Source organism: Salinibacillus xinjiangensis (assembly GCF_009649735.1).
Lineage (GTDB): Bacteria > Bacillota > Bacilli > Bacillales > Alkalibacillaceae > Salinibacillus > Salinibacillus xinjiangensis.
In genome coordinates, this window is sequence record NZ_WJNH01000007.1 from 75,998 (window position 1) to 97,305 (window position 21,308).

35 protein-coding genes and 1 pseudogene are annotated in these 21,308 nt (G+C 37.1%); 29 read left to right on the plus strand and 7 right to left on the minus strand.

Annotated features, from left to right (window positions below):
- The first annotated feature begins 174 nt into the window (after positions 1-174).
- Positions 175-1,387, plus strand: a pseudogene (locus tag GH754_RS11555) (glutamate synthase-related protein).
- 82 nt (positions 1,388-1,469) lie between these two features.
- Here GH754_RS11555 and GH754_RS11560 read toward each other — a convergent pair.
- Entirely contained in the window at positions 1,470-2,057 is a 588-nt protein-coding gene (locus tag GH754_RS11560; protein ID WP_153728861.1) for an SCO family protein, read from the minus strand.
- A 101-nt stretch (positions 2,058-2,158) separates the two neighbouring features.
- Positions 2,159-2,620 carry a DUF3939 domain-containing protein gene (locus GH754_RS11565; RefSeq protein WP_153728862.1) on the minus strand — a complete coding sequence of 154 codons (462 nt, stop codon included), beginning with the start codon at positions 2,618-2,620 and terminating at the stop codon, positions 2,159-2,161.
- A 242-nt stretch (positions 2,621-2,862) separates the two neighbouring features.
- On the opposite strand from GH754_RS11565, the gene GH754_RS20100 reads away from it, so the two are divergent.
- Positions 2,863-3,075 (plus strand): competence protein ComK, encoded by a 213-nt coding sequence (locus tag GH754_RS20100; protein WP_153728863.1) that lies wholly within the window; start codon positions 2,863-2,865, stop codon positions 3,073-3,075.
- On the opposite strand, the gene GH754_RS11575 is transcribed toward GH754_RS20100, so the two are convergent.
- The 4 genes from GH754_RS11575 to GH754_RS11590 form a co-directional block, all read right to left on the minus strand.
- The gene (locus GH754_RS11575; protein ID WP_153728864.1) at positions 3,072-4,511 is read right to left on the minus strand and encodes a recombinase family protein; all 1,440 of its coding nucleotides are present in this window, start codon (positions 4,509-4,511) and stop codon (positions 3,072-3,074) included. The genes GH754_RS20100 and GH754_RS11575 overlap by 4 nt on opposite strands.
- Positions 4,508-4,876, minus strand: a complete 369-nt coding sequence (locus GH754_RS11580; protein ID WP_153728865.1) for an ImmA/IrrE family metallo-endopeptidase — start codon at positions 4,874-4,876, stop codon at positions 4,508-4,510. Before GH754_RS11580 ends, GH754_RS11575 begins: the two co-directional genes overlap by 4 nt.
- 145 nt (positions 4,877-5,021) lie before the next feature.
- Entirely contained in the window at positions 5,022-5,486 is a 465-nt protein-coding gene (locus tag GH754_RS11585; protein WP_153728866.1) for a hypothetical protein, read from the minus strand.
- Positions 5,487-5,855 (minus strand): helix-turn-helix domain-containing protein, encoded by a 369-nt coding sequence (locus tag GH754_RS11590; RefSeq protein WP_323741988.1) that lies wholly within the window; start codon positions 5,853-5,855, stop codon positions 5,487-5,489.
- Between the two features lie 167 nt (positions 5,856-6,022).
- Between GH754_RS11590 and GH754_RS11595 the strand changes: the two genes are divergently transcribed.
- The 18 genes from GH754_RS11595 (at position 6,023) to GH754_RS11680 (ending at position 15,485) form a co-directional block, all read left to right on the plus strand.
- Positions 6,023-6,271 (plus strand): helix-turn-helix domain-containing protein, encoded by a 249-nt coding sequence (locus GH754_RS11595; protein WP_153728867.1) that lies wholly within the window; start codon positions 6,023-6,025, stop codon positions 6,269-6,271.
- Between the two features lie 155 nt (positions 6,272-6,426).
- Positions 6,427-6,690, plus strand: coding sequence for a hypothetical protein (locus GH754_RS11600; RefSeq protein ID WP_153728868.1), 264 nt, complete (start codon positions 6,427-6,429; stop codon positions 6,688-6,690).
- Positions 6,691-6,694: 4 nt separating this feature from the next.
- The gene (locus GH754_RS11605) at positions 6,695-7,444 is read left to right on the plus strand and encodes a Rha family transcriptional regulator (protein WP_153728869.1); all 750 of its coding nucleotides are present in this window, start codon (positions 6,695-6,697) and stop codon (positions 7,442-7,444) included.
- Positions 7,441-7,578 (plus strand): hypothetical protein, encoded by a 138-nt coding sequence (locus GH754_RS11610; protein WP_153728870.1) that lies wholly within the window; start codon positions 7,441-7,443, stop codon positions 7,576-7,578. Before GH754_RS11605 ends, GH754_RS11610 begins: the two co-directional genes overlap by 4 nt.
- Before the next feature lie 73 nt (positions 7,579-7,651).
- Positions 7,652-7,930 (plus strand): helix-turn-helix domain-containing protein, encoded by a 279-nt coding sequence (locus GH754_RS11615; protein ID WP_323741989.1) that lies wholly within the window; start codon positions 7,652-7,654, stop codon positions 7,928-7,930.
- Positions 7,927-8,211: a hypothetical protein gene (locus GH754_RS11620; protein ID WP_153728872.1), complete on the plus strand. Its 285-nt coding sequence runs from the start codon at positions 7,927-7,929 to the stop codon at positions 8,209-8,211. Before GH754_RS11615 ends, GH754_RS11620 begins: the two co-directional genes overlap by 4 nt.
- Before the next feature lie 340 nt (positions 8,212-8,551).
- Positions 8,552-8,809, plus strand: a complete 258-nt coding sequence (locus tag GH754_RS11625; RefSeq protein ID WP_153728873.1) for a hypothetical protein — start codon at positions 8,552-8,554, stop codon at positions 8,807-8,809.
- Positions 8,810-8,910: 101 nt separating this feature from the next.
- Positions 8,911-10,878: a hypothetical protein gene (locus tag GH754_RS11630; protein ID WP_153728874.1), complete on the plus strand. Its 1,968-nt coding sequence runs from the start codon at positions 8,911-8,913 to the stop codon at positions 10,876-10,878.
- A 1-nt stretch (position 10,879) separates the two neighbouring features.
- The gene (locus tag GH754_RS11635; protein ID WP_228550244.1) at positions 10,880-11,815 is read left to right on the plus strand and encodes a recombinase RecT; all 936 of its coding nucleotides are present in this window, start codon (positions 10,880-10,882) and stop codon (positions 11,813-11,815) included.
- On the plus strand, positions 11,815-12,516 hold the full coding sequence (locus tag GH754_RS11640; RefSeq protein WP_153728875.1) for an MBL fold metallo-hydrolase: 702 nt from the start codon (positions 11,815-11,817) through the stop codon (positions 12,514-12,516). The genes GH754_RS11635 and GH754_RS11640 overlap by 1 nt, the downstream gene beginning before the upstream one ends.
- A 13-nt stretch (positions 12,517-12,529) precedes the next feature.
- On the plus strand, positions 12,530-13,594 hold the full coding sequence (locus GH754_RS19445; protein WP_194841340.1) for a Lin1244/Lin1753 domain-containing protein: 1,065 nt from the start codon (positions 12,530-12,532) through the stop codon (positions 13,592-13,594).
- 5 nt (positions 13,595-13,599) lie between these two features.
- Positions 13,600-13,812, plus strand: coding sequence for a helix-turn-helix domain containing protein (locus GH754_RS11650; RefSeq protein WP_153728876.1), 213 nt, complete (start codon positions 13,600-13,602; stop codon positions 13,810-13,812).
- The gene (locus GH754_RS11655; protein WP_153728877.1) at positions 13,812-13,985 is read left to right on the plus strand and encodes a hypothetical protein; all 174 of its coding nucleotides are present in this window, start codon (positions 13,812-13,814) and stop codon (positions 13,983-13,985) included. Before GH754_RS11650 ends, GH754_RS11655 begins: the two co-directional genes overlap by 1 nt.
- Before the next feature lie 249 nt (positions 13,986-14,234).
- On the plus strand, positions 14,235-14,441 hold the full coding sequence (locus tag GH754_RS11660) for a hypothetical protein (RefSeq protein ID WP_153728878.1): 207 nt from the start codon (positions 14,235-14,237) through the stop codon (positions 14,439-14,441).
- Positions 14,441-14,713 carry a MazG-like family protein gene (locus GH754_RS11665; protein WP_228550245.1) on the plus strand — a complete coding sequence of 91 codons (273 nt, stop codon included), beginning with the start codon at positions 14,441-14,443 and terminating at the stop codon, positions 14,711-14,713. Before GH754_RS11660 ends, GH754_RS11665 begins: the two co-directional genes overlap by 1 nt.
- 4 nt (positions 14,714-14,717) lie before the next feature.
- A complete protein-coding gene (locus tag GH754_RS11670) occupies positions 14,718-14,924 on the plus strand; it encodes a hypothetical protein (RefSeq protein WP_153728879.1) in 207 nt (68 codons plus the stop codon).
- A 4-nt stretch (positions 14,925-14,928) separates the two neighbouring features.
- A complete protein-coding gene (locus GH754_RS11675; protein ID WP_153728880.1) occupies positions 14,929-15,087 on the plus strand; it encodes a hypothetical protein in 159 nt (52 codons plus the stop codon).
- Positions 15,084-15,485: a DUF1064 domain-containing protein gene (locus tag GH754_RS11680; RefSeq protein ID WP_323741990.1), complete on the plus strand. Its 402-nt coding sequence runs from the start codon at positions 15,084-15,086 to the stop codon at positions 15,483-15,485. The genes GH754_RS11675 and GH754_RS11680 overlap by 4 nt, the downstream gene beginning before the upstream one ends.
- A 98-nt stretch (positions 15,486-15,583) precedes the next feature.
- Here the strand turns inward: GH754_RS11680 and GH754_RS11685 are convergent, their stop codons facing one another.
- Positions 15,584-16,057 (minus strand): CBO0543 family protein, encoded by a 474-nt coding sequence (locus GH754_RS11685; protein WP_153728881.1) that lies wholly within the window; start codon positions 16,055-16,057, stop codon positions 15,584-15,586.
- Positions 16,058-16,363: 306 nt separating this feature from the next.
- Here GH754_RS11685 and GH754_RS19810 point away from each other — a divergent pair, with 306 nt between their 5' ends.
- From GH754_RS19810 to GH754_RS11725, 9 genes are all read left to right on the plus strand, one after another.
- Positions 16,364-16,495 (plus strand): hypothetical protein, encoded by a 132-nt coding sequence (locus GH754_RS19810; protein ID WP_267206660.1) that lies wholly within the window; start codon positions 16,364-16,366, stop codon positions 16,493-16,495.
- A 64-nt stretch (positions 16,496-16,559) separates the two neighbouring features.
- Positions 16,560-16,757, plus strand: coding sequence for an XtrA/YqaO family protein (locus GH754_RS11690; protein WP_153728882.1), 198 nt, complete (start codon positions 16,560-16,562; stop codon positions 16,755-16,757).
- A complete protein-coding gene (locus GH754_RS11695; RefSeq protein ID WP_153728883.1) occupies positions 16,754-17,395 on the plus strand; it encodes a hypothetical protein in 642 nt (213 codons plus the stop codon). Before GH754_RS11690 ends, GH754_RS11695 begins: the two co-directional genes overlap by 4 nt.
- 277 nt (positions 17,396-17,672) lie before the next feature.
- Positions 17,673-18,122, plus strand: coding sequence for a helix-turn-helix transcriptional regulator (locus tag GH754_RS11700; RefSeq protein ID WP_323741991.1), 450 nt, complete (start codon positions 17,673-17,675; stop codon positions 18,120-18,122).
- 150 nt (positions 18,123-18,272) lie between these two features.
- Positions 18,273-18,482 (plus strand): hypothetical protein, encoded by a 210-nt coding sequence (locus GH754_RS11705; protein WP_153728884.1) that lies wholly within the window; start codon positions 18,273-18,275, stop codon positions 18,480-18,482.
- A gap of 92 nt (positions 18,483-18,574) precedes the next feature.
- Positions 18,575-18,769: a hypothetical protein gene (locus GH754_RS11710; RefSeq protein WP_153728885.1), complete on the plus strand. Its 195-nt coding sequence runs from the start codon at positions 18,575-18,577 to the stop codon at positions 18,767-18,769.
- A gap of 59 nt (positions 18,770-18,828) precedes the next feature.
- Complete coding sequence (locus GH754_RS11715; protein WP_153728886.1) at positions 18,829-19,191, plus strand: DUF1878 domain-containing protein; 363 nt, start codon at positions 18,829-18,831, stop codon at positions 19,189-19,191.
- A gap of 71 nt (positions 19,192-19,262) precedes the next feature.
- Positions 19,263-20,000 carry a phage terminase small subunit gene (gene terS / locus GH754_RS11720; protein WP_153728887.1) on the plus strand — a complete coding sequence of 246 codons (738 nt, stop codon included), beginning with the start codon at positions 19,263-19,265 and terminating at the stop codon, positions 19,998-20,000.
- Positions 19,993-21,300, plus strand: a complete 1,308-nt coding sequence (locus tag GH754_RS11725; protein WP_153728888.1) for a PBSX family phage terminase large subunit — start codon at positions 19,993-19,995, stop codon at positions 21,298-21,300. Before terS ends, GH754_RS11725 begins: the two co-directional genes overlap by 8 nt.
- Positions 21,301-21,308: the final 8 nt, after the last annotated feature.

Consider the following 21,308-nt stretch of genomic DNA (forward strand, 5'->3'; position numbering starts at 1 on the left):
TTGGTCTGCTGATTAAATAATCGAAACTGATGTGCTAGATTGATTACTGGCTATATCATACTTAAAATATACAATCAGGATATTAATATTCCGTAGTATTCTTTAGGCGGATATTTTTTTGTTGCAATATACATGCTAAGCATATAAACAATATGCTAAAGGTGGAATTGTGGCATGAATTTAGCAAACGTAATGACAGTAATTGGATTTATTGTCGTTCTTCTAATTATACTGATTCTAATTGCAAGTGGCATTTATTTATATTTTGTGGATCGCACACAAAAGCAGCATCCAATTCTACGAAATTACCCATTAATAGGCCGGGCACGTTATCTTTTTGAAAATATTGGCCCCGAACTACGGCAGTATTTTTTTAATAGTGATACTGAGGGGGAGCCCTTTTCACGGAACGAGTTCCAGCACATCGTACGGAAATCAAAATATAAGCGTGATGTAATTGGTTTTGGCTCCCAGCGCGACTTTGAAGAAGAGGGTTACTATGTACGGAATTCCATGTTTCCGAAGTTGGCGGACGAAATGAAGATGGACAGGGAGACCAAGGTGAAGACGAAGCGATATCTCCTGATTAAAGATTGCCAGAATCCGTATGGTTGAACCATTTAAATCCATTGACAGTCCGAACAGGTTCCCTGAATTTAATGATTATCCATCCCTTTTTGACTTTATCGAACGGGTGAGGGAGCATTCTGGCAAGCCTGTTGGGATGAAGGTGGTAATCGGCAGTCATTCAGAGGCAGATGAACTAGCAAAACATATTCGGGACACTGGAATGGGTCCGGATTTCATTACAGTTGATGGCGGTGAAGGAGGAACAGGAGCATCTTATCAGGAACTCACCGACAGTGTCGGCCTGCCGATTCGATCAGCCCTACCGCTTGTACACCACGCACTACAAAAATACGATGTTCGTGATACTATTAAGATTTTTGCCTCTGGTAAACTAAGCTCACCTGACCGTGTTGCCATGGCACTTGCAATGGGAGCAGACTTGGTGAATATCGCACGTGGATTTATGATAACTGTGGGGTGCATCCAGACACTTCAATGCGCTTCAAATATGTGTCCTGTTGGTGTTGCAACGACCGACCCGGATTTACAGAAGGCCTTGGTAGTTGACGAGAAAAAACACCGGACAGCAAACTATGTCATTACGATGCGTAAAGGATTATACCGAATTGCGGCTGCAGCAGGAATTGACTCTCCAACCCAATTCAGACGTGAACACGTCGTCTATAAGGATGAAAAAGGGAAAACATGGTCCATGGATGACATCTATCAGAAAATGGTTGCGCCTGGAAGTGAGGGGCAGCGAATGCTTGATTTAGCAAAGAGGATGTATGGGACTATCGGGCAAGCCACTATGTAGAGGTTAAAATTTATAAAAGGTAAAAAACATCGACTTTCACCAATACTGGTCTTAAGTCGATGTTTTCTTTCGCATTCCTTATTTAATCTACTAAATCAGTGACACGGTCGTATACCCGTTCTTTGTCAAATGCCTCACCCATAGGAAACTTTTCAATTAGCTGGTTATCTTCATTCAACAAGTATGCAAATGAGGTGTGGGTAATAAAATCAGTTCCGACATCTTTAAATTGAAAACGAAATGGCTCAGCTAGCCTTTCCGTATCTTCTAAACTTCCGCGCAGAAATACCCAACCGTCATTTTCTTTAATTCCATAACGATCCATATATTCTTGGATTTCTTCTCTCGTATCATTCTCTGGGTCAATCGTAACAGATATATATTCTATCTTATCCTTAAATACGCCATCCTCTTCAAACATCTTCTTTAAGTGCATCATTCGTTGTGTCGTTAATGGACATACATCAGGGCACTTGGCATAAAAGAATTCTACTAGCTTTACCTTTGGCTCCATTTCTCTAAAGGAATAACTTTCTCCACTAACCGTCTCCATCGTAATGTCTTCAGGTAGCTCAATTCCTGCATCACGCCAAAACTCGAGATATAAAATTCCTAAGGCGATTCCAACCGCAATCACAGTTGCGAAAATGACATTATACTTCTTTGGCATAAAATCTCCCCCAAAACCACTTTAAATCATCTAAGCTACTTTCATAATAGCTTGAATAGGCGAGGTATAGCGGGGAGAGATGTGAAAAATAATCGACGATTCTATTTCGGTTTTGTGTACGTCACTAAGAATTCCTCATCTGTTATATAAAAAGCTTGATCGGGGCGCCGAGGTAAAAGGTTTAATTTTTCCAGTTTAAAATAACTAACCTTCTCATATGGATCCCCGTCAATCACGGGTACCTCCTTCGTTTGCTCTATATACTGGTCGACAGCCCTTTGAATCAAATCCAAATCCATTGCTAATTGTTTCTGACTTTCTGGAAATAGTTCGTAGGTTTCCTTAGACATATAGTAGGTTTCTTGTGGGATGCATTTCAAGAACGGGGCTAATAAGGAATAATCAAGCGTTAAATCATCCTTAATAATAACGGATAATGGAACATTAGAATGGAGCTGGTCTCCGTATTGACGTATCGCTTGGCGTAACTCATCAATGGTCACCGAGCGAATAGGGTATGTCGCTTTAGCTTGATTCTCTTTCTTGTTTTTTCTCCAAATCATATTGAATTTCCCTTTCCGTTTATTTTTTATTATAGACAACTTTAGCCCATAGAGGAAAATTTGTTAAAAATCCTTTTTTGTTGTAAGTATTTTATAAAAATTTAATTTTGTGAAGACGAAATTAAGAAAATAAAGCTTACATAACCAATATTTTTCTGAAAACATATTATTTTCTGAGTATATCATTTTTCTTACTTTTATGATATATTATGGAAGAAAAATAGGAGAAAGGAATGAAATGAATGACCTTGTTGAAAAAAGAATATGAAATCACCCCATTTACACTCGCAGTCATTCCAGAACGAATTGACGATATTCGAACCGGAACACGAGTACTGGAGGAGCATAACCAGTATGTTTTGCGATACAGTCCAAGGAAGATCATGGACAATGCGTGCAAATTCTTTGGCAGCAGTTTGCGAGGTCTCAAAGTTATGGTGGTAATCAAAATTTAATAAAATTCTACATTTTTAATGTAAAATTCTTTGTTTTCATCATAATCGTATTCAATGTTCTTTACCACGATTTGCACAAGGTTTTTCTTATTCCGATCATCTAGATTGTTCCAATTTGAAGTAAACTCCTGGAGGGTTCGATAAAACTCCTCCCGATCTATCGATACATTTTCTTCAGATTGCACATTACTTAAAATCGCTTTTGCTTCTTCCTCAATTTTATTTTCCTCGCGCATTCTCTTTTCGAAGTCACTGTCACTCATCCCCATGTTGTTAGCCCATGCGTACTGCCATTTCTTTTTGCGCTTTTCGACTTCTTTAAGGTCCTTCTCAGCTTGTTTGATTTCAGCCGATTTATCTTCTGCTTTTATATTACTAACAGAAACTTCTTTCGCTTCATTTTCTAAGTTTATTTTCTTCATGCAATGAATAAACTGCTTTTCTAATTTTCTTTCAGATATTGTCTTTACTCCTGAGCATTGACCGGTTTTTTTGTGTAAGCAACGATAATTTTTGTAAGAGACTTTTTCGCCTTTTGCGTTTTTTGTATACACTCTATACCCAGTTAAAGAATAACCACACTTATTACACTTCAATTTTCCTGAGAAGATATGATCACTATATATTTGCATAGGTGAAAGGCCCCTACGCTTTTCAATCGTCTTTTGAACCCTTTCAAAAGTTTCTTTATCGATTATAGGCGGGTGAGCATCCTCAATCATTATTTCGTTTTCGGTTCCTTTTAACCAGGTAGCTGTCCCTTTATATGTTGGATTACGTAGTAACTGTATTAAGGGTTTATCGTTCCAAGTATTACCGTCCCTTGTAGTGATGTTCCTGGCATTTAAGTACTTACAAACACTGTTTGCTCCCTTACCATCTAAATAAAGCCTAAAAATCAGTCTAACAATCTCTGCTTCATCATCTTTTAAGGATAAAACTCCATCTTTAAGCGTGTACCCAAAAGGTCTTTGGTTATGTGTATACTTTCCTTGTCTAGCCTTTTCCTGCAACCCCATACTAATACGCTCAGCCATGTTTTCTCTTTCAAATTGCGCCAATGCAGCCACCAACGTGATAAACATTCTTCCCATAGCTGTTGAAGTTTCATAAACCTCTGTAGCCGATTCAAATTTACAACCGTATTTTTCAAATGATTCTAGCAGCTTGTACAAATCTAATACGGATCTAGTCAATCTATCTAACTTATAAACTAATACACACTCAATTTCTCCGGTCTCTATATCTTTCAGCATACGTTTTAGTTCAGGTCTGTTTGTATCTTTAGCTGAAATCCCTTCATCTACATAAAAACCTACGATATCCCAACCCTGAGATACACAATAAGCCTTTAATCGTTCCCTTTGAGCAGAAATTGAATAACCGTGCTTGGCTTGTTCATCTGTACTTACACGTATGTAGATACCAGTTTTCATATCACCACACCCCCGTTAAAGATTCTTTGCACAAACATCCCCATTCGTTTTTTAGCAAAACAATAATCTACATTAAATGTCTCCATGATGTTGTATACATTTACATCCTTCAATTCCAACAACATAAAGGTTGGAGCACAAAAATGATGGGCAAAATTTATGGATTGCCATTCTTGTAAATCTCTAAAAGGCAATGGCATATTTAATTGATTACCTTCGTGCCATAAAACATGACATAGTTCATGACCAAAATCTTGCCATTCTTTTTGCTTGGAAGACTTTTTGAGAACAATGTTGTTTCCAAAGCGAAAACTTGAATCTCCGTAATAAATGTTTATATTAAGTTTTCGTGCAATTTCCTCCATTTCTAATTGAGACGGCTTTTCTATTGATAGATACGAGTATAATTGATTAATATAATCTTCAACGTGTGTATATATTTCAATAACCCCCTACAAATGAGAATATACGTTCTGTTTTCGCCTGAAAAGAAAACCCCTAATTATGGGGTTATTCTGCAATATATAATTTGTCAGTTTCATCTAGCCCAGTGATTGGCAGCCCCTCACTCCTGTAAGCAATCCTCGAATCCAATATCAGACCTCCGTATTCTGAATCATCAGAAGGGGAGTGAATCCTTATATAAGCTGCGTATGTATTCAAACCTTCAAAGGTATCGGAGTTTATAATTTCCTTTGAAAGATGTTCAGCTAATTCTTTTAGTTCTTGCTGTTCTTCAGATTCTGTAACAGCTCTCACGGATAGTACGTTATCCCTGCTTTCATCTCTTTCTACAATTTCGTATTCCGGAATATTCGAATTAGATAACGTAACACTAACAGGTATCAAAATAAATGCTACTAAAGTGAGAATAATTGGTTTTGCTTTACTAGATTTTTTAATGAAAGATCTAATAAGCAGAATTACTCCTCCAATAAGTCCAAGAATTCCTACAATCATAATAAACGGCCCCATCTAATCCTCCTTTTTATGTAGTTTAAATTTAATAAAATCATAAACCTCTTCTAATTGCTCAGCAGACATGTTCGCTAAATCATTAAACATTAAATCTGCATCGGGGAATTCATCCGAAATCTTATTAATTATTTTTGTTTTATTATCCACATTTTCATTATATGTGGGACTTTCAGATTTACCCAGTAAATAATCAGCTGTACACTCAAGCGCTTCAGCTAACTTAGAAACATCCTCGTAATCCGGATCAGTATAACTTCTTTCCCAATTAGATATAACTTGCGGAGATTTATTCACCCTTTCTGCTAGTTCTTTTTGAGTTATTCTTTTCTTTTCTCGTAATTCTTTAATCTTTTTATTAATAGACACTAGAAACCCCGCCTTAACGCTACTGTTTTCCTAAATAATACCACCAACTAACGGAATATGATATAAAACTAACGGTATATGAGAATTTTTTTAAAATACTGCTTGACATTAACGGAATGCGTTAGTATTATATTTGTAACGGAAAACGTTAGTTGGAGGTGAGACATATGATTCATGAAAATGTAGAGAAAATCCGTAAAGCTAAAGGAGTAACTAAAACACATTTAGCTAAAAAGCTTAATCTATCACTACAAGGGTACCGTCACATTACTTCTGGAGAAGTGAAATTGGATGTTGAACGTTTGAACGTTATTGCAAAATCGTTAGGCGTAAGTCCAGCCATTTTTTTTGACAACAAACTAACGGAATCCGTTATAAAAGATTTGAACCAAGCGAATTCCAAGGAGGTGATCTAATTGAAATCATCCATAGATCGCATTCGCTATTACACCAGGAAAGTTACGCAATACACGGCGATTCACCCAAGCAAGATAAAGAATCCATATCGGTGTCGGCGTTTAATGGCTTATAAGAAAGCGATGCACAAACAAATCTGCAAGGAGGGCGTTTGATGAATCAATTCCCAAAAGTTTTAAAAGGTGCACAATGTCTTAACGATAAGTACCGCATGATTCAAATGGATTTAGATCAAGTGAATTCTGTGGATGATGTATTGTTTCAAGTTCAGACCGAAATCGATTCTATTACTTTCGATAATAATGATTGGCTCCTAGATGAATTAGAAGAAGAAGGGAAGACCGAAAAGCAAATAGATCGAATGAAATCAACTGCATTAAAACATCTCAATAACTTTTTAAGTTATACAAGGAGGTAATCAAATGAATCAATTAGTTTTTATTCAAGACAATCAGGTTGTAACCGACAGTCTTACAGTATCTGAAGTATTTAATAAACGTCATTCCGATGTTTTGAGAAGTATCCAAAACCTTGAATGTAGTACTGATTTTACTGAACGCAATTTTGCGTTGAGTGATTATACGGATGTAACAGGAAGAGTATTAAAAAAGTATTTCATTACTCAGGATGGATTTTCTTTTTTGGTTATGGGCTACACCGGAAAAAAGGCTGCTGAATTCAAAGAAAAGTACATTACCGAATTCAATCGGATGAAACAGCAACTCCAAGAACAAAACAAACCTTCATATATGATTGATGATCCAATTAAACGAGCTGAGAAATGGATCATGGAAAGAAAAAAATTAGAAAGACTCGAAGAACAACGCAAACTGGACGAGCCTTTCACAACATTCGGGAAAGTCGTATCAAACTCCAACGCAGCCATTAACGTCGGAGCGTTCGCCAAAATGATGTACGACAAACACGGAATTAAAATGGGGCGGAACAAAATGTTCCAATGGCTGCGTGATAAAGGTTTTCTAATTAAATCAGGCCGAGAAAGAAATAATCCAAAACAAAAATACATCGAGCAAGGGCTGTTTGATACTTCAGTAACGGTTGTTAGCCGTACTCATGGTGATGTGGAAAGTGTAACCACATTGATTACTGGTAAAGGCCAAGTCAAGATAGCTGAAATGCTCACGAAAGAAAAAGGAGTGATGGTCTCATGAAAAAAGATGTGAAGGAACCACAAATCAGCCATGAAACCAAATTAACAATTGTTCGTTTTTTCGCTGAGCATTCAACTCCAAAACTGATAGCCAAAAAAAGAAAGGAAGATTCAAAGAACACAAAGGCTGTTTAACCCTATAAATCTATAATACTACCTTTCTCTAAGGATGAGTATTCCAATGCGGCATATAAGAGGGGGTGAAAAAGTGAAAGTCGGAGCATTATTAAAAGCATGTCGCGATCGGGCTGGGTTCAACCAAGAGGAATTAGCGCACAGATTACATATTAACCAGTCAGACATATCCAAGTATGAAAACGATGTGAAGGAACCACCGTTATCTATCTTTCAACAATGGTGTGTAAACACTCAAACACAAGAAGTTATGGTGGCATTCACATGTGGCATGGACGGGCTATCGATTCTACAAGATTTACCTAATTTGATTGTAGTAACAATATCACCAATTTTAGGAGGGATAGCGTGAAGTTTGAAAAGCAATTTTTACCGGAAGATATTAAGGAAGCCGAAATTGAAAAGGCTTGTGCAGATTACTTAATAGCAAGAATGGATTTAGAGTTTGAACACTGCAACTATGAAATGGTTAATCGTTTGGCTGTGGATCTAGTTAAGTCATCTAATAAACTTGCTAGTTTAAAAGAGAAAAAGGAAGTTCGTGAACGATTTGAAGGAATACTTGTCAAAGCGGTACCGTTAAACCCATTTACCATCCAGAAGATTAAGAGGGGATTGAGTGGGGATGAGTAATAAAGCTACTGATTTAGTGTTCTACGTGGGGTTTGCCTTATCCCTGGTCATTCTTTACATCTCTATAGCTATGAACGCATAAAAAAATCAGCAAGCTAAAAAGCTTACTGAAAAGGATTACTCTATTGATTTAAATTTACCACAACTGAATATAAACGGCAAGGCTTGGCTTTGCCGTCATGCCCGGGAATGGATTCCTCCCTTCAAAAGTAGCGTCTAGAAATAAAGTGATCGAATTCCCTTGTCCGTCCTTTGTGTTGTGTATTGTTTATTTTGCCATAACATTCCCGGGTATGATGGTGCGGCTAAGCACACTATAAAACGAAAGGAGGGCAAGTCTATGACTCTAGAACAACTAGTAAAACACGCTCAAGCTGCTAAGGCGGCAAACGACAACGGCATTTCAGTCATGTGGGGAAATGAGGTATTGGTTAATCCTCAAGTATTTCTAGAAATATTAGAAGCTAACAATTTAAGCAGAACAGTAAATCCAGTACCAGGCGGTAATGTTCAATTGAAATTTGAATTGGGTGGTTTTAAATACTTCACGATTGTTAACACGAAAACTTATGCTCAAATGTTCGAAAAAACGGCATAAAAATAGACCCTCGCGTAAACGTGGGTCAAATAAGGGATTTTGCTAAAATCTAATACCTTTAGTTTAGCTGATAAAGGGCGAAAAAACAAGGAGGAATACACATGGTTAACCAATTAAAACTCCTAGAATTACATCTTAGTAATTTTAAAGGGATTAAGCAATTTGATTTAAACGCAGCTGGGAAGGACATCAAAGTATTTGGTGATAACGCTACTGGAAAGACGACCATTTTCGATGCGTTTGTATGGCTCCTGTTCGATAAGGACAGCCAGAACCAAAAGGATTTCGGTATTAAAACCTTACAAGGCGGCAAAGTCGTTCATAACTTAGAACATGAAGTGGAAGCAACCTTCCTGGTTAATGGGAAAGAGTTAACGCTCAAAAAAGTGTTTAAAGAAAAGTGGACGAAAAAGCGTGGATCAATAACCAGTGAATTTTCTGGTCACACTACTGATTACTTTATTGATGGGGTTCCTAGCAAAAAGAAAGAGTACACGGAAAAGATTGCATCGATAGTGGACGAGGATATTTTTAAACTGTTAACGAGTCCAAGCTACTTTAATGAACAGCTGCATTGGAAAAAACGTCGGGATTTATTGCTAGAAATTGCTGGAGACGTAACTGATGATGATGTGATTGAATCCAATAAGGATTTAAAGGAGTTAACGGACATTTTGAGTGGTCGTAGTATTGAGGACCATCGAAAAGTTATTGCAGCTAAAAAGAAGGAAATTAACCAGGAACTCGAGCGAATTCCAATTCGAATTGATGAAATCAATCGTAATCTTCCCAATCTGAACGGCATTGACCAAGCGGCCATCAATCAACAATTAGAAAGTATTAATCAGCAGATTGAATCTAAACAGTCGCAAATCAACGATATCAAGAACGGTAGTCAAGTGAATAATCTACGAGCTCAAATTAGCGACCTAGATTTAAAGATTGCTAACGTCAAAAATGAACACGCTAACCAAGGACAACAAGAGGTTTTCAAGCTTAAGACACGTCTTCAGGAAGAGCAATCGAACGTGAACATTTTGAAATCAAAAGTCAGTAATCATGAGCAACGAAAAGACATGAATGAAACAAATATAAAGGCTTTTGAAAAGCAAATGCAGAAGCTCCGTGACCAGTATAAAGAGCAAAATGCACAGGAGTTTGATCATCAATCCAACTGCAGTTGTCCAACTTGTGGTCAAGACCTACCAGAAGAACAGTTAGAAAACGCGAAGGCTAACTTTAACCGTAACAAGTCTAGCTTACTCGAAAAAATCAACAAACAAGGCGTTGAGCTTAAAGAAAAAGTGGAGTCCATTAAGCAAGATAACGTCGGTATTGACTCCGAAGTTCAAAAGCTTACTGAGCAAATCGAGAAAAAGCAATCAGCGATTTCAGGCCTTGAGAACCAAATCGCTGATGCTGAGAGTAATGTAAAACCAATAACTGATAACGCTACTTATCAACAGCTTATGAAGGATAGACAAGCCATAGAACAACAAATTTCAGAAATTCGGCAATCGGTTCAAACATCAGTCCAAGAAGTACAAACAGAAATTACATCGCTAAAAGAAAAACAAAACGCACTTCAAATTGACCTAAGCAAGATTGAGCAATCAGCGCAGTCTCATAAGCGTATTGCAGAACTTGAAAAGCAAGAAGAGCAGCTGGCAAAGGAATATGAGGAATTAGAGAAAGAGCTCTATCTTACAGAAGAATTCATTCGTACTAAGGTTGATCTCCTGGAAGAAAAGATTAATAGCAAATTTAAGTATGCCAGGTTTAATCTATTCAAACAAAATATCAATGGCGGCTTAGAAGAGATTTGTGACACTACATTCGAAGGAGTACCTTATGATTCAGGTTTAAATAATGCAGCACGTATCAACGTTGGTTTAGACATTATCGACACACTTTCCAAGCATTATGGGGTGCAAGCTCCAATTTTTGTTGATAATGCGGAATCGGTTACGAAGTTAATTGATATAGATTCGCAGGTTATTAGCTTAGTGGTTTCAGAGAGTGATAAGCAATTACGAGTTGAAAATAAAGCAGAAGTAGGGGTGGCGTAAATTGAGCAAAAACAAAAATGAATTAGCAATGGTTAAAAAAGATACCGTCGATGTTGTGGCTAACAAGGTTAAAGAATTTCAAGAGGCCGGGGAACTTCACTTCCCGGCTAACTACAGCCCAGAGAATGCAATGAAGAGTGCGTGGCTCAAGCTACAGGAAGTAAAAGCGAAGAGTGGTAATTCTTATGTTCCTGTTTTACAAAACTGTACGAAAGATAGTATTGCGAACAGTTTGCTAGATATGGTCGTTCAAGGACTCAACCCAGCAAAAAATCAAGGCTACTTTATCGCTTATGGTAAGACGTTAACATTCCAACGCTCCTATTTTGGGACCATGGCTGTAACAAAAAGAGTGACCGGAGCAAAGGCGATAGATGCAGCTGTCATTTACGAAGATGATGACGTTGATTATGAAATGGTAAACGGACGCATTAAGAATCTAAAGCATAAACAGAAGTTTGGAAATAAGGATAAAGACAAAATCACTGGCGCTTATTGTGTGATTGATCTAGGTGACGATAATGTTTACACCGAGCTCATGACCATAGATGAAATTCGCCAAGCCTGGTCTCAGTCTCAAATGTGGGGGAAGGACCAAAAACAAGAAAGAAAGGGCAGCACTCACGACAACTTCAAACAGGAAATGGCTAAGAAAACAGTCATTAATCGTGCTTGTAAGAAATTCTTAAACAGCTCAGATGATAGTAGTTTAGTGCTTAACCATTTCAACCGACAAGATGAAGTTATGGAAGAAGCCAAGGCCCAACAGGAAATTAACGAAAATGCCAATTCGGAGTACATCGATGTTGAAGTTTCAGATGTAGAAGAAACTCCACAACAAGAACCAGAACCACAACCGGAGGAACAAACCACAGTAGACCAGGTTATGGATGATATGGAATCTCAAGAGAGCCAAGATGAAGGACTGGCATTTTAATGATTGATATAAAGACCTTAGCGAGCAGCAGTAAGGGGAATTGCTACCACATTACAGATGGTAGTACCCCTTTACTTCTTGAATGTGGAATAGGGTTTAAGGAAATCAGAAAGGCGCTCAAATTCAATACTAGCAGTCTAGCAGGATGTATGGTTACTCATGAGCATGGAGACCATACCAAAGGCTTAAAAGATGTTGTGAAGGCAGGAATTAATGTCTATATGTCTCCAGGAACAAAAGAGGCCCTAAATATTGACCACCACAGAATAAAGCCTGTGGAGCCTAAGAAACAGTTTCAGATAGGTACATGGACCATATTACCTTTTGATGTTGAACATGACGTAAATGAGCCTGTTGGTTATCTGTTGGCCAATCAATCAGGGGATAAACTTCTTTTTGCAACAGATACCTATTACATCCGGTATAAGTTCAAAGGGCTTACACATTTGCTTGTAGAGGTTAATTATAGCCGAGACATTCTAGACCAAAACATTCTTGAGGGTACAGTTCCCCAAATGATGAGAAAGCGTCTTATACGGTCTCATTTTAGCCTGGAGAACTTCAAAGAGTTTTTAAAGGCTAATGATCTAAGCAAGGTTGAGGAAATTCACCTGCTGCATTTATCGGATAGTAACAGTGATGAGGAACGGTTTAAGCGAGAGATACAAGAACTGACAGGGAAAGTAGTTTATATAGCATGAATGGGGTGAGGTAATGGTTAGGCCAATTAAAGAAGGTCTCGATTACTTCCCACTAGATGTTGACATAGATCAGGACGACAAAATCGCATTAATTGAAGCAACTCACGGACTTGAAGGTTTTGGTGTAGTGATAAAGATATTAATGAAAATCTATGACAACAGTTATTTCTATGAGTGGGGAGAAAAGGAACAATTATTATTTTCTAGGAGAGTTAATGTAGACATTAACCAAGTTAATGAAATCATTAATGATTGTTTAAAATGGGGATTGTTTTCAGAACCACTATATGAAAAGCACCAAATCCTTAGTTCTAAAGGGATTCAAAAGCGATATTTGGAAGCATCTTCGCGAAGAAAAAAGGTTCAAATCGACAATGAATACCTCTTATTGAATAAAAAAGAGGTTAATTCATACAAAAACCTAGTTATCGTCAACATTAACTCGATAGATGACAACATTAGTACACAAAGGAAAGTAAAGGAAAGTAAAGGAAAGGAAAGTAAAGCAGAGGAAACAGAAACTGATCATTCAGAAACAACTTCCGATGCCATTGTTTTTTATCAAAATAACTTTGGAGTCGTAAATCCTTATGTAACCCAAGAGCTATTGTCCTGGATAGATGATCTAGGAGACGAAATGGTTATTGAGGCATTAAGTAGAGCCCTAGACAGAAATAAACCTAATTGGAGCTATGCTAAGAGCATTTTACAATCCTGGGTGAAAAAGAACATCACTACTTTAGAACAGGCGAAAGCTGAAGAAGTCCAATTTCGAAATCAGCAGCAAAAACGTTATGGATCACCAAAAGAAGATGTCCAACCGGATTGGTTTAAAAAGCAGCTGGAAGATGAGCAAAAGCAAGAACCTGAGAAAGAACAAAAGAAAAGTCAGGTTGAACTTGATGCGGAGAGGATAGAACTGTCACTTTCCCTTAACAAGGATCCCATGACCATTGTTCCAAGTTTAGAAAAATTGTATGGAGTGACAGCTGTAGATATTCAAAGAGTCGTAGATAAAGAGATATCAGCTCTAGATTTACTCAACAGCAGAACTAGCACGTCGGTTCCAGGAGGTTAATCAACATGACGGTTTACATAGCTCATGAGAAACGAAACTTTGGTTGGGAACCTGAAGAGCTAGTGAAGTTTAGAGAATTGTGGAATGCAGGAGCGTCTATTTTTGATATAGCGAAAGAGTTAAAAAGACCAAAGATGGAAATTGGGTTAATCATATTAGATCAGGCAGATGAAGGAATGATTAAACCGCGAAAAGGCGGACTATTTGGAGGTGCCTAATGAAAGCTGTAGATGTGCTGGAAAAGGCTAAGAAGAATCACATCATTGAACAGCTTCATGAGAAAGGTTTTAAAGATACCGAGGGCAAGGATTACAAGGAATTAAGGCACAAACTAGCTGTGATTAGGGCGATGGAGATTGATGTTAGTAAAGACGAGAACAGGTGGGTTTAGCAATGAATCAACTAACTATATTTGATGTGCAAGTATGTGAATGCGGGTATCCCGAATGGTATGTTGAGAGGTTTGGTTCTTACGGTTACTTGCATTATGGAAAATGTATTGATTGTTGGAAACCATTATCCCAATCACAAGTAAATAAGTTTCTTAATGTTGATAAGGAGCCATGGATAGCCAAGAAGTTAAGTTTAACAGGCTATTCAGTAAATTCAGGGAAAGGCAGAAAGCCAAGGAGGTCATCACATGGCCAAAAATCCAATCTTGAAACAAAAGTATGAGGAAGGTTATTTAGATGGGTTTGCAAATGGGGCAGATTACGGCAGAAGTCGGACGGTGGATTTCTTCGTTGAAAGATTCAATGGGTTAGAGAATGTACCAGGCATTGGAAGTAAGACACTTGAGAAAATACGGAAACAGCTAGGGGAAGAGTATTTTAGGAGGATTGAGTGATGGATTCATATACAGAAAGAATGCACCAGGTCAATAAGGCGGTATTTGAAGAGCGCGAAAGACAAAACGAAAAGTGGGGAAGACAAAAACACTCTTACCTTAGATGGTACACCATTCTAGGCGAAGAAGTCGGGGAAGTAGCTGAAGCGTTGCAACAGGATATGGTAAATGCAAAAAGCACGGATGCTGATGATCTATACAAAGAATTAATTCAGGTGGCAGCTGTAGCAAGTGCATTTGCGGAACAGGTGAAATCAGAATCCAAGAGGTGATTCAATGGCCATTATTAGCAAAGTGCGCCACTCGGATAAATACAAATGTGTGAAGCTTTGCATCCAGAAAGAAAAAGAAGGCTTTGAATGTGTGAAACCCATTGAGAGAAAGTATTCATTTCAAAAGCAATTTAGGCGTGATGGGAAGTTCTTTGATTATCAAACTACAAGTCTAGATAGCTATTACGAGGCGATTTATAGAAAAGGGTGAGGACATGAATAAAAACTATCAAATTAGCAGTTTAGAAATCGAAAATCAGCAATTGCGAGATACCTTAGATCAATACCAGAAACGTGAAAAGAACCACTTTACGAACTATGTGCTGTTTATTTTCTTTATCTTCCTTTTTGTCGGGATGTGGATGATGCTGTGAAACGTCGTAACAAATACGGGAATCACAAAATTAAGGTGGATGGTCACACCTTTGATAGCAAAAAAGAGGCCCAATTTTATCAGGAGCTCATCTACAGGAAACGCGTGGGAGAAATCAAAGGTTTTACCCTTCAACCCCGTTACGAACTCTTAGAAGGCTTTAAAAAGCAAAATAAGACGTATCGAAAAATGGAGTATGTAGCCGATTTTGAAATTGAGCATCTAGACGGGTCCATAGAGGTTGTTGACATCAAAGGACATGAGACGGAAGGGTTTAAGCTCAAGCGTAAGCTATTTGATTATAAATACCCTTTGAAGCTATCGGTCTTAGCTTATGACAGGAGATTTGGTGGCTGGATTGATTTGGACGAGCTGAAGAAGGTGAAAAAGAAGGGGTGAATGTCATGGCAAAGGATTGAGGTTGTGTATCTGAAAGAAGATGTTGATGATTAGAGACATCACAACAAAAAGGAAGGGGAGTAAATCCCCTTCAAAAGCTATGTAGGATTCTTATTATATTGTTTCTTAAATAATTCCAAAACACCCCTTGATATTAATTTAACGATAACTACGAGGAAAGCAGAGTAAAACCATTTCCATCTTCCAATAAATTTAAGAGTTTTGGTTTTTCGCTCTAATATGATTTCATACACAGCTTGGGGTATTCCAAATAAAAATAATTTACCTATAAGGCCAGATAACCTTGAATTATAGGTAGACTTACAATACCAGACGGACAGATAAGGACAAACTAAAAAATCATATACGATATTTATTTTAAAGAGCTTAGGGAGAAATCTGACAGGATATTTTACTTGCTTAGTTTCCACTAAAATCTTATCAAAAATAAAATTAACAATGCAGTTAATAAAGTAAAGTGGTAGCCAAATTGGAGATGATTTTTTAAGTAATGTTGGAAATGAAGCTACACCAAAGATGATTCCGAAAAGTATGATCATCCGATTAATCATAAGTACCAAGCACCTACCTTTAAAGATAGGTTGTCCTATTTAGTGAAAAAAATTAAGGTTAAGATTTACGAATTTGAAGTTATTATTCACGAACCACTTCGCCCTAATTTATGGCAAAAAAAAGAACCCGAAGTTGTAGGGTTCTATTAAGGGTTAGGACATGATGTACCCGCTAAAAGAAAATGAAGAGTTAATTGATATTAATAATTGTATGTAACATTGCCAAAGTTTGTAACGGACAAGTAAATCAGGCTAAAAGTGGAGATTGCAATACATTAATAATCTTAAGTGATGGAGGACGTGTATATGACTAGTAGAGAAAATGAATGCTCTTTAAAAATAAGGAAAGAAGTATATGGCGATAAACCGATAGAGGAGGCATATAGAGAGGCATTAGAACCATATTTCAACCCGGGCCAATACTGGAAAACAAAATAAAAAGCCGAGAGACAGGCTCCCGACTTATACCCTGTAAATCTATTATATCATGGGGGCCTGCTCTATGCGATTAGAAGATGTCAATGTAAACATAGTTTCAAAGAAAATGGAAATAGAAATAAAAGGAAATCAGCCGTTTTGTGTCGTATATTGTAATGGGAAGGCGAGAAAGACTTATTTACCCGTCCATGGGGAGACGAAAGTGATCACACACCAGGGTAAGGTAAAGCGGGTGAAGTTTGATGAGGGGGAAGAGTTTTGAATTCAATACCTATTAGCATTGAAAGGTGTAATAGCATTAATTGCATATCACTAGAGACGTGGTTAACAATAGGTGGAACTATTTTAGGAACATTAATTGGTACCTTAATAGCCGGAGTTATTACACTTAAAACTCTAAAAAAACAAATAGAATATAATCATGATTTGGAAAGAAAAAAGGAGTTGGAAAATTTTTTAAAAGTGTTTTCTGATATAGGAGTGACTATTAATAGATCAATCCAGGATTTAGGTTCAATGATAGAAAGATTAGAAAAGTGTAACGAGGATGATTTTGTAAAAGAATATAGTAAGATTGGCCACTCATTAGAGCCATTTATGAATATTATAGATACTATTAATTATTTTGATATACCAGTAAATTTATACGCAAGAATAAGTGGAATTAGGTTTCTATTTAACAATCTAATAGAACTTACTAATAAAGTTGAATATAGTAAGAATAAGAAATTAGATCATGAGGAGAAGAAATTATTTGAAGAACAACAAGAAAAAATTTTAACAAAATTAAAGGGATTTAAAAAAGATGCTAATGACTTTTATGAACAACTTGTTGAACATGATCGCGAAGCTGTACAAGAATTAAAACTAATTCAAAAAAAGTGGAAAAAGAAGATTTAGTCCCACCAGCCCACTGGAGGACACTGATTGAGTTAGCTGTTAACGCGGCTGCTTGATTGGTGTTCTTTTTTATTTGAAGAAGGAGAGGTCTTATGTCCGAGCAATTCAGGAAGCAATTGAAACAATGGTCTAAGCAGAATAACTTTCCTCAACATAGAAAACGCAGCAAGAAAAAAAAGAGAAACTGTCTCAGCGTGATATTGAAGATTTGATGGTACTAAACGTCCTACGTACAAAAGAGGTCGTGGGGGTGCTTATAAACAAAAGGGGTGATGGTGTGAATAAGAAACAGATAGAATCGATTCTAAAAGATTATCACTGGATGATGAATTCAATCAAGCTATTACGTGAATCTATGGAAGATGCAGGAGAAAACATCACAACTAAATATGGAATCGAAAGCAGCATGCCAAAAGCACAAGGCCGGAATTCTGACCCCGTATTCCAGGAATATAAACGTCGAGAAAAGCGCTGGGCGATTGTAGAGAAATACGAAAAGAAGGTCAAGATCATCCAGGAACGGATCCATTTAATTCAAGATGAAAGGGAATTAGAAGTCCTTCACTGGCTCTTGGAAGGTAAAAGTTATCGTTGGATTGCATTACACATGGGATTATCACACTCACATATCAAAAGATTGAGAGATAGCATTGTTGATCAATTTGTGAAAAATGTTCCAAATGTTACAAAAGGTACGAAATTGAAAAAAGAAAAACAATGCGTGTAAACTGGAAGGCAGGAACGGAGAGTTGTTAATATTTCGCGTACTAGATGCCCAGCTGACGGCCACCTCCTCCGTTGGTTGGGTAATTTTGGATATAAAAGAGGAATTATATTCCTTTTTGTCGAAAGTTGGTAATTGAGGGGGGTGAATGATTTGAATTACTTTAACATTCATTTTGAATTCGTTAACGGAAAAACAAAGGACTACATTGGTTATAGGGCTCAAAATTATAACTACGTAGCTGGTGAAGTGATGGGCGATAACGAAAGATGGTTTGGTACTAAGGGAGATTTGGTTAATTTAGATAATGTTATAACCTGTGAAATCTATGAAGTTGATGAAAATGGATATTCAAAAGAATAAACCACGAATAAGAATAGCACCCAATGCGGTGCTTTTTCTTTTGAAGGATAATATTCTCTTATGTCGAATTTATTCGATGGAGGAGGATGCAAATGGAAACACTTCAAGAAACATTAAACGGATTAGCATTAAAATTGACTGTATTAGGCGGTATTATACTATTTTTGGTTGGTATAACAGTGGTCATTTTAAGATTCATACCTCTATTTTCTGAAATCAAAAGATATATTATAGGCCTATCAACACTGTTAGGTATGTACATATGGGCCCAGATATATTTTTATTAAATTAAAAAAAGGGAAATAATTCCTTTTGTCGAAGTGTATCGATAAAGGAGGGTGAGGAATTGGAAGATAAAGAATTATTGGAGAGGTTAAATTTTATCGAGTTTAGGCAACGTCTGTTATTTGAGAACAATTCATATTCTAGACTTCTTTTTGATCATAATATAACAGAAAAGCAGAGCAATCGTATTTATGACTTATTAGATGAATATCGCAACCGTATTGATAATGGTGAAGATGTACATCATGGTTCATTTGAACAAAGTATTTATGAAATAGCTCCACACAAACAAGGTGATTATCACTTTGCTGAAGATGTTGCTCAGATAAATCATGAAAGAGGAAGCTATGAAGAAGTATTTGAACAACTTTATGGTGATATGCCAAAATTTCAAAATTACATGAGTAATCACAAGAAGGATTAAGCACCCACTGAGGTGCTTTTTCTTTTGCTCCAAAACAAACGAATATATATTGGAGGTGGGTGAGGATGTAGATGGCCAGGAAAAGAGATCCACGTAGAGATGAATCCTTTGAATTATGGAAAAAACATGGCGGAAACATTACTAATAGGGAAATTGCTAAACAATTAGATTTACCTGAAAAAACAATTGGTGGATGGAAATCTAAAGATAAATGGAATAGCAAATTGAATGGAGTACTCCAAAAGAATATACGGAGTACTCCAAATAAAAAAGGCGGGCAACCAGGAAACCAAAACGCTAAAGGTCATGGTGCCCCCAAAGGAAACAGCAATGCGGTCCTTCATGGGTTGTTTGCTAAATACCTGCCTGATGAAACTAGAGAGATAGCTGAGCAGGTCGAATCTATAAACCCGTTGGATATCCTCTGGACGAATATAAGAATTCAATTTGCTCAAATCATGCGAGCTCAACAAATTATGCACGTTGAAAATAAGGATGATCTCACTAGGATACTGAAAAAGAAAAAAGACGGTGACACCTTCACCGAAAAAGAATGGGAGCTGCAATTCGCTTGGGATAAACAGGCGAATTTTTTAAACTCTCAAAGCCGAGCGATGGGTGAGCTCAGGAGCATGCTAAAACAGTTTTATGAACTTGCCCATGCTGACGATACAAGATTGCTAGAGCTTAAGAAAATGCGAGCTGTTATAGATAAAACAGAAGCCGAAACTGAGAAACTCACAAAAGATGATACCAATACAAATACAGTAATCAACATCATTGACAGTTGGAGTGATGAGGATGAATAAAACAACTGTCAATATTCAAAAAGAAGTGAACCCTCATTTTAAGCCTGTTTGGAATACTAAAAAGCCTTACAACATATTAAGGGGCGGGCGTAACTCATTTAAATCGTCTGTCATAGCTTTATTACTTGTTTATATGATGGTTAGATTTCTCAATAAAGGCGAAAAAGCAAATGTGGTTGTTGTCCGAAAAGTAGCAAATACCATTCGAGATTCCGTGTATTTAAAAATACAATGGGCCATATCTAAGTTTGGATTGCTGGATGATTTTGATTGCACGGTATCACCTTTTAAAATCACACATAAGGCTACAGGATCTACATTCTATTTTTATGGCCAAGATGATTTCCAAAAACTAAAATCGAATGACATTGGAAATATTATAGGGGTTTGGTACGAAGAGGCAGCAGAGTTTAAAGATGCAGAGGAATTTGACCAAACGAACACAACATTCATGCGGCAGAAACATCCATTGGCTGATATGGTTCGTTTCTTTTGGTCCTACAATCCACCAAGAAACCCTTACTCATGGATAAATGAATGGTCTGAGAGCTTGAAAGGTGAACAAAACTACCTGGTACATCATTCCAGCTACCTTGATGACGAGTTAGGGTTTGTTACAGATCAAATGCTGCAAGACATTGAGAGAATAAAGAAAAACGATGAAGATTATTACAGATATTTATATTTGGGTGAACCAGTTGGACTAGGCACAAACGTTTATAACATGAATCATTTCCAACCGTTGCAAGAATTACCGGAAGATGATGATATTTTATTGATTGATACTGCATCAGACACCGGACACCAAGTATCCGCAACAACGCATGGAGCTTTTGCGTTAACGAAAAAGAGAAATGTCGTCTTACTGGACACTTATTACTATTCACCAGAAAACAAAGTAAAAAAGAAAGCTCCTAGTGATCTATCTGAAGAATTCTATGAATGGCTGCAGAAAATACGTGATTATAAAAAGCCGATTGATATACAAACGATAGATTCAGCAGAAGGCGCTCTTAGAAACCAGGTTTTTAAAGACTACTCCATTCGATTACACCCAATCGCAAAAAAGAAAAAAGTAGATATGATTGATAACGTCCATGACCTATTGGCTCAAGGGCGTTTTTATTATTTAGATACACCAAATAACAAAATATTCATAGAAGAGCACAAGAAATATCAGTGGGATTCAGACACGCTTGAAAGTGATGATCCAAAAGTAGTAAAAGAAGATGACCATACGTGTGACATGTTCCAGTACTACGTGAATGACAATCTACGAAAATTAGGGCTTAAATTCTAGGTGGTGAT

Bases quoted from the DNA above. Each gene is read 5' to 3' on its own strand.
- GH754_RS11710 (WP_153728885.1), top strand. From the start codon at position 18,575: ATGGAAACACTTCAAGAAACATTAAACGGATTAGCATTAAAATTGACT.
- GH754_RS11600 (WP_153728868.1), top strand. From the start codon at position 6,427: ATGAATCAATTCCCAAAAGTTTTAAAAGGTGCACAATGTCTTAACGAT.
- GH754_RS11565 (WP_153728862.1), bottom strand. From the start codon at position 2,620: ATGATTTGGAGAAAAAACAAGAAAGAGAATCAAGCTAAAGCGACATAC.
- GH754_RS11575 (WP_153728864.1), bottom strand. From the start codon at position 4,511: ATGAAAACTGGTATCTACATACGTGTAAGTACAGATGAACAAGCCAAG.
- GH754_RS11670 (WP_153728879.1), top strand. From the start codon at position 14,718: ATGGCCATTATTAGCAAAGTGCGCCACTCGGATAAATACAAATGTGTG.
- GH754_RS11640 (WP_153728875.1), top strand. From the start codon at position 11,815: ATGATTGATATAAAGACCTTAGCGAGCAGCAGTAAGGGGAATTGCTAC.
- GH754_RS11675 (WP_153728880.1), top strand. From the start codon at position 14,929: ATGAATAAAAACTATCAAATTAGCAGTTTAGAAATCGAAAATCAGCAA.
- GH754_RS11685 (WP_153728881.1), bottom strand. From the start codon at position 16,057: ATGATTAATCGGATGATCATACTTTTCGGAATCATCTTTGGTGTAGCT.
- GH754_RS11725 (WP_153728888.1), top strand. From the start codon at position 19,993: ATGAATAAAACAACTGTCAATATTCAAAAAGAAGTGAACCCTCATTTT.
- GH754_RS11650 (WP_153728876.1), top strand. From the start codon at position 13,600: ATGACGGTTTACATAGCTCATGAGAAACGAAACTTTGGTTGGGAACCT.
- terS (WP_153728887.1), top strand. From the start codon at position 19,263: ATGGCCAGGAAAAGAGATCCACGTAGAGATGAATCCTTTGAATTATGG.
- GH754_RS11690 (WP_153728882.1), top strand. From the start codon at position 16,560: ATGCGATTAGAAGATGTCAATGTAAACATAGTTTCAAAGAAAATGGAA.
- GH754_RS19445 (WP_194841340.1), top strand. From the start codon at position 12,530: ATGGTTAGGCCAATTAAAGAAGGTCTCGATTACTTCCCACTAGATGTT.
- GH754_RS11580 (WP_153728865.1), bottom strand. From the start codon at position 4,876: ATGGAGGAAATTGCACGAAAACTTAATATAAACATTTATTACGGAGAT.
- GH754_RS11605 (WP_153728869.1), top strand. From the start codon at position 6,695: ATGAATCAATTAGTTTTTATTCAAGACAATCAGGTTGTAACCGACAGT.
- GH754_RS11560 (WP_153728861.1), bottom strand. From the start codon at position 2,057: ATGCCAAAGAAGTATAATGTCATTTTCGCAACTGTGATTGCGGTTGGA.
- GH754_RS11625 (WP_153728873.1), top strand. From the start codon at position 8,552: ATGACTCTAGAACAACTAGTAAAACACGCTCAAGCTGCTAAGGCGGCA.
- GH754_RS20100 (WP_153728863.1), top strand. From the start codon at position 2,863: ATGACCTTGTTGAAAAAAGAATATGAAATCACCCCATTTACACTCGCA.
- GH754_RS11630 (WP_153728874.1), top strand. From the start codon at position 8,911: ATGGTTAACCAATTAAAACTCCTAGAATTACATCTTAGTAATTTTAAA.
- GH754_RS11595 (WP_153728867.1), top strand. From the start codon at position 6,023: ATGATTCATGAAAATGTAGAGAAAATCCGTAAAGCTAAAGGAGTAACT.
- GH754_RS19810 (WP_267206660.1), top strand. From the start codon at position 16,364: ATGACTAGTAGAGAAAATGAATGCTCTTTAAAAATAAGGAAAGAAGTA.
- GH754_RS11665 (WP_228550245.1), top strand. From the start codon at position 14,441: ATGGATTCATATACAGAAAGAATGCACCAGGTCAATAAGGCGGTATTT.
- GH754_RS11655 (WP_153728877.1), top strand. From the start codon at position 13,812: ATGAAAGCTGTAGATGTGCTGGAAAAGGCTAAGAAGAATCACATCATT.
- GH754_RS11585 (WP_153728866.1), bottom strand. From the start codon at position 5,486: ATGGGGCCGTTTATTATGATTGTAGGAATTCTTGGACTTATTGGAGGA.
- GH754_RS11610 (WP_153728870.1), top strand. From the start codon at position 7,441: ATGAAAAAAGATGTGAAGGAACCACAAATCAGCCATGAAACCAAATTA.
- GH754_RS11660 (WP_153728878.1), top strand. From the start codon at position 14,235: ATGGCCAAAAATCCAATCTTGAAACAAAAGTATGAGGAAGGTTATTTA.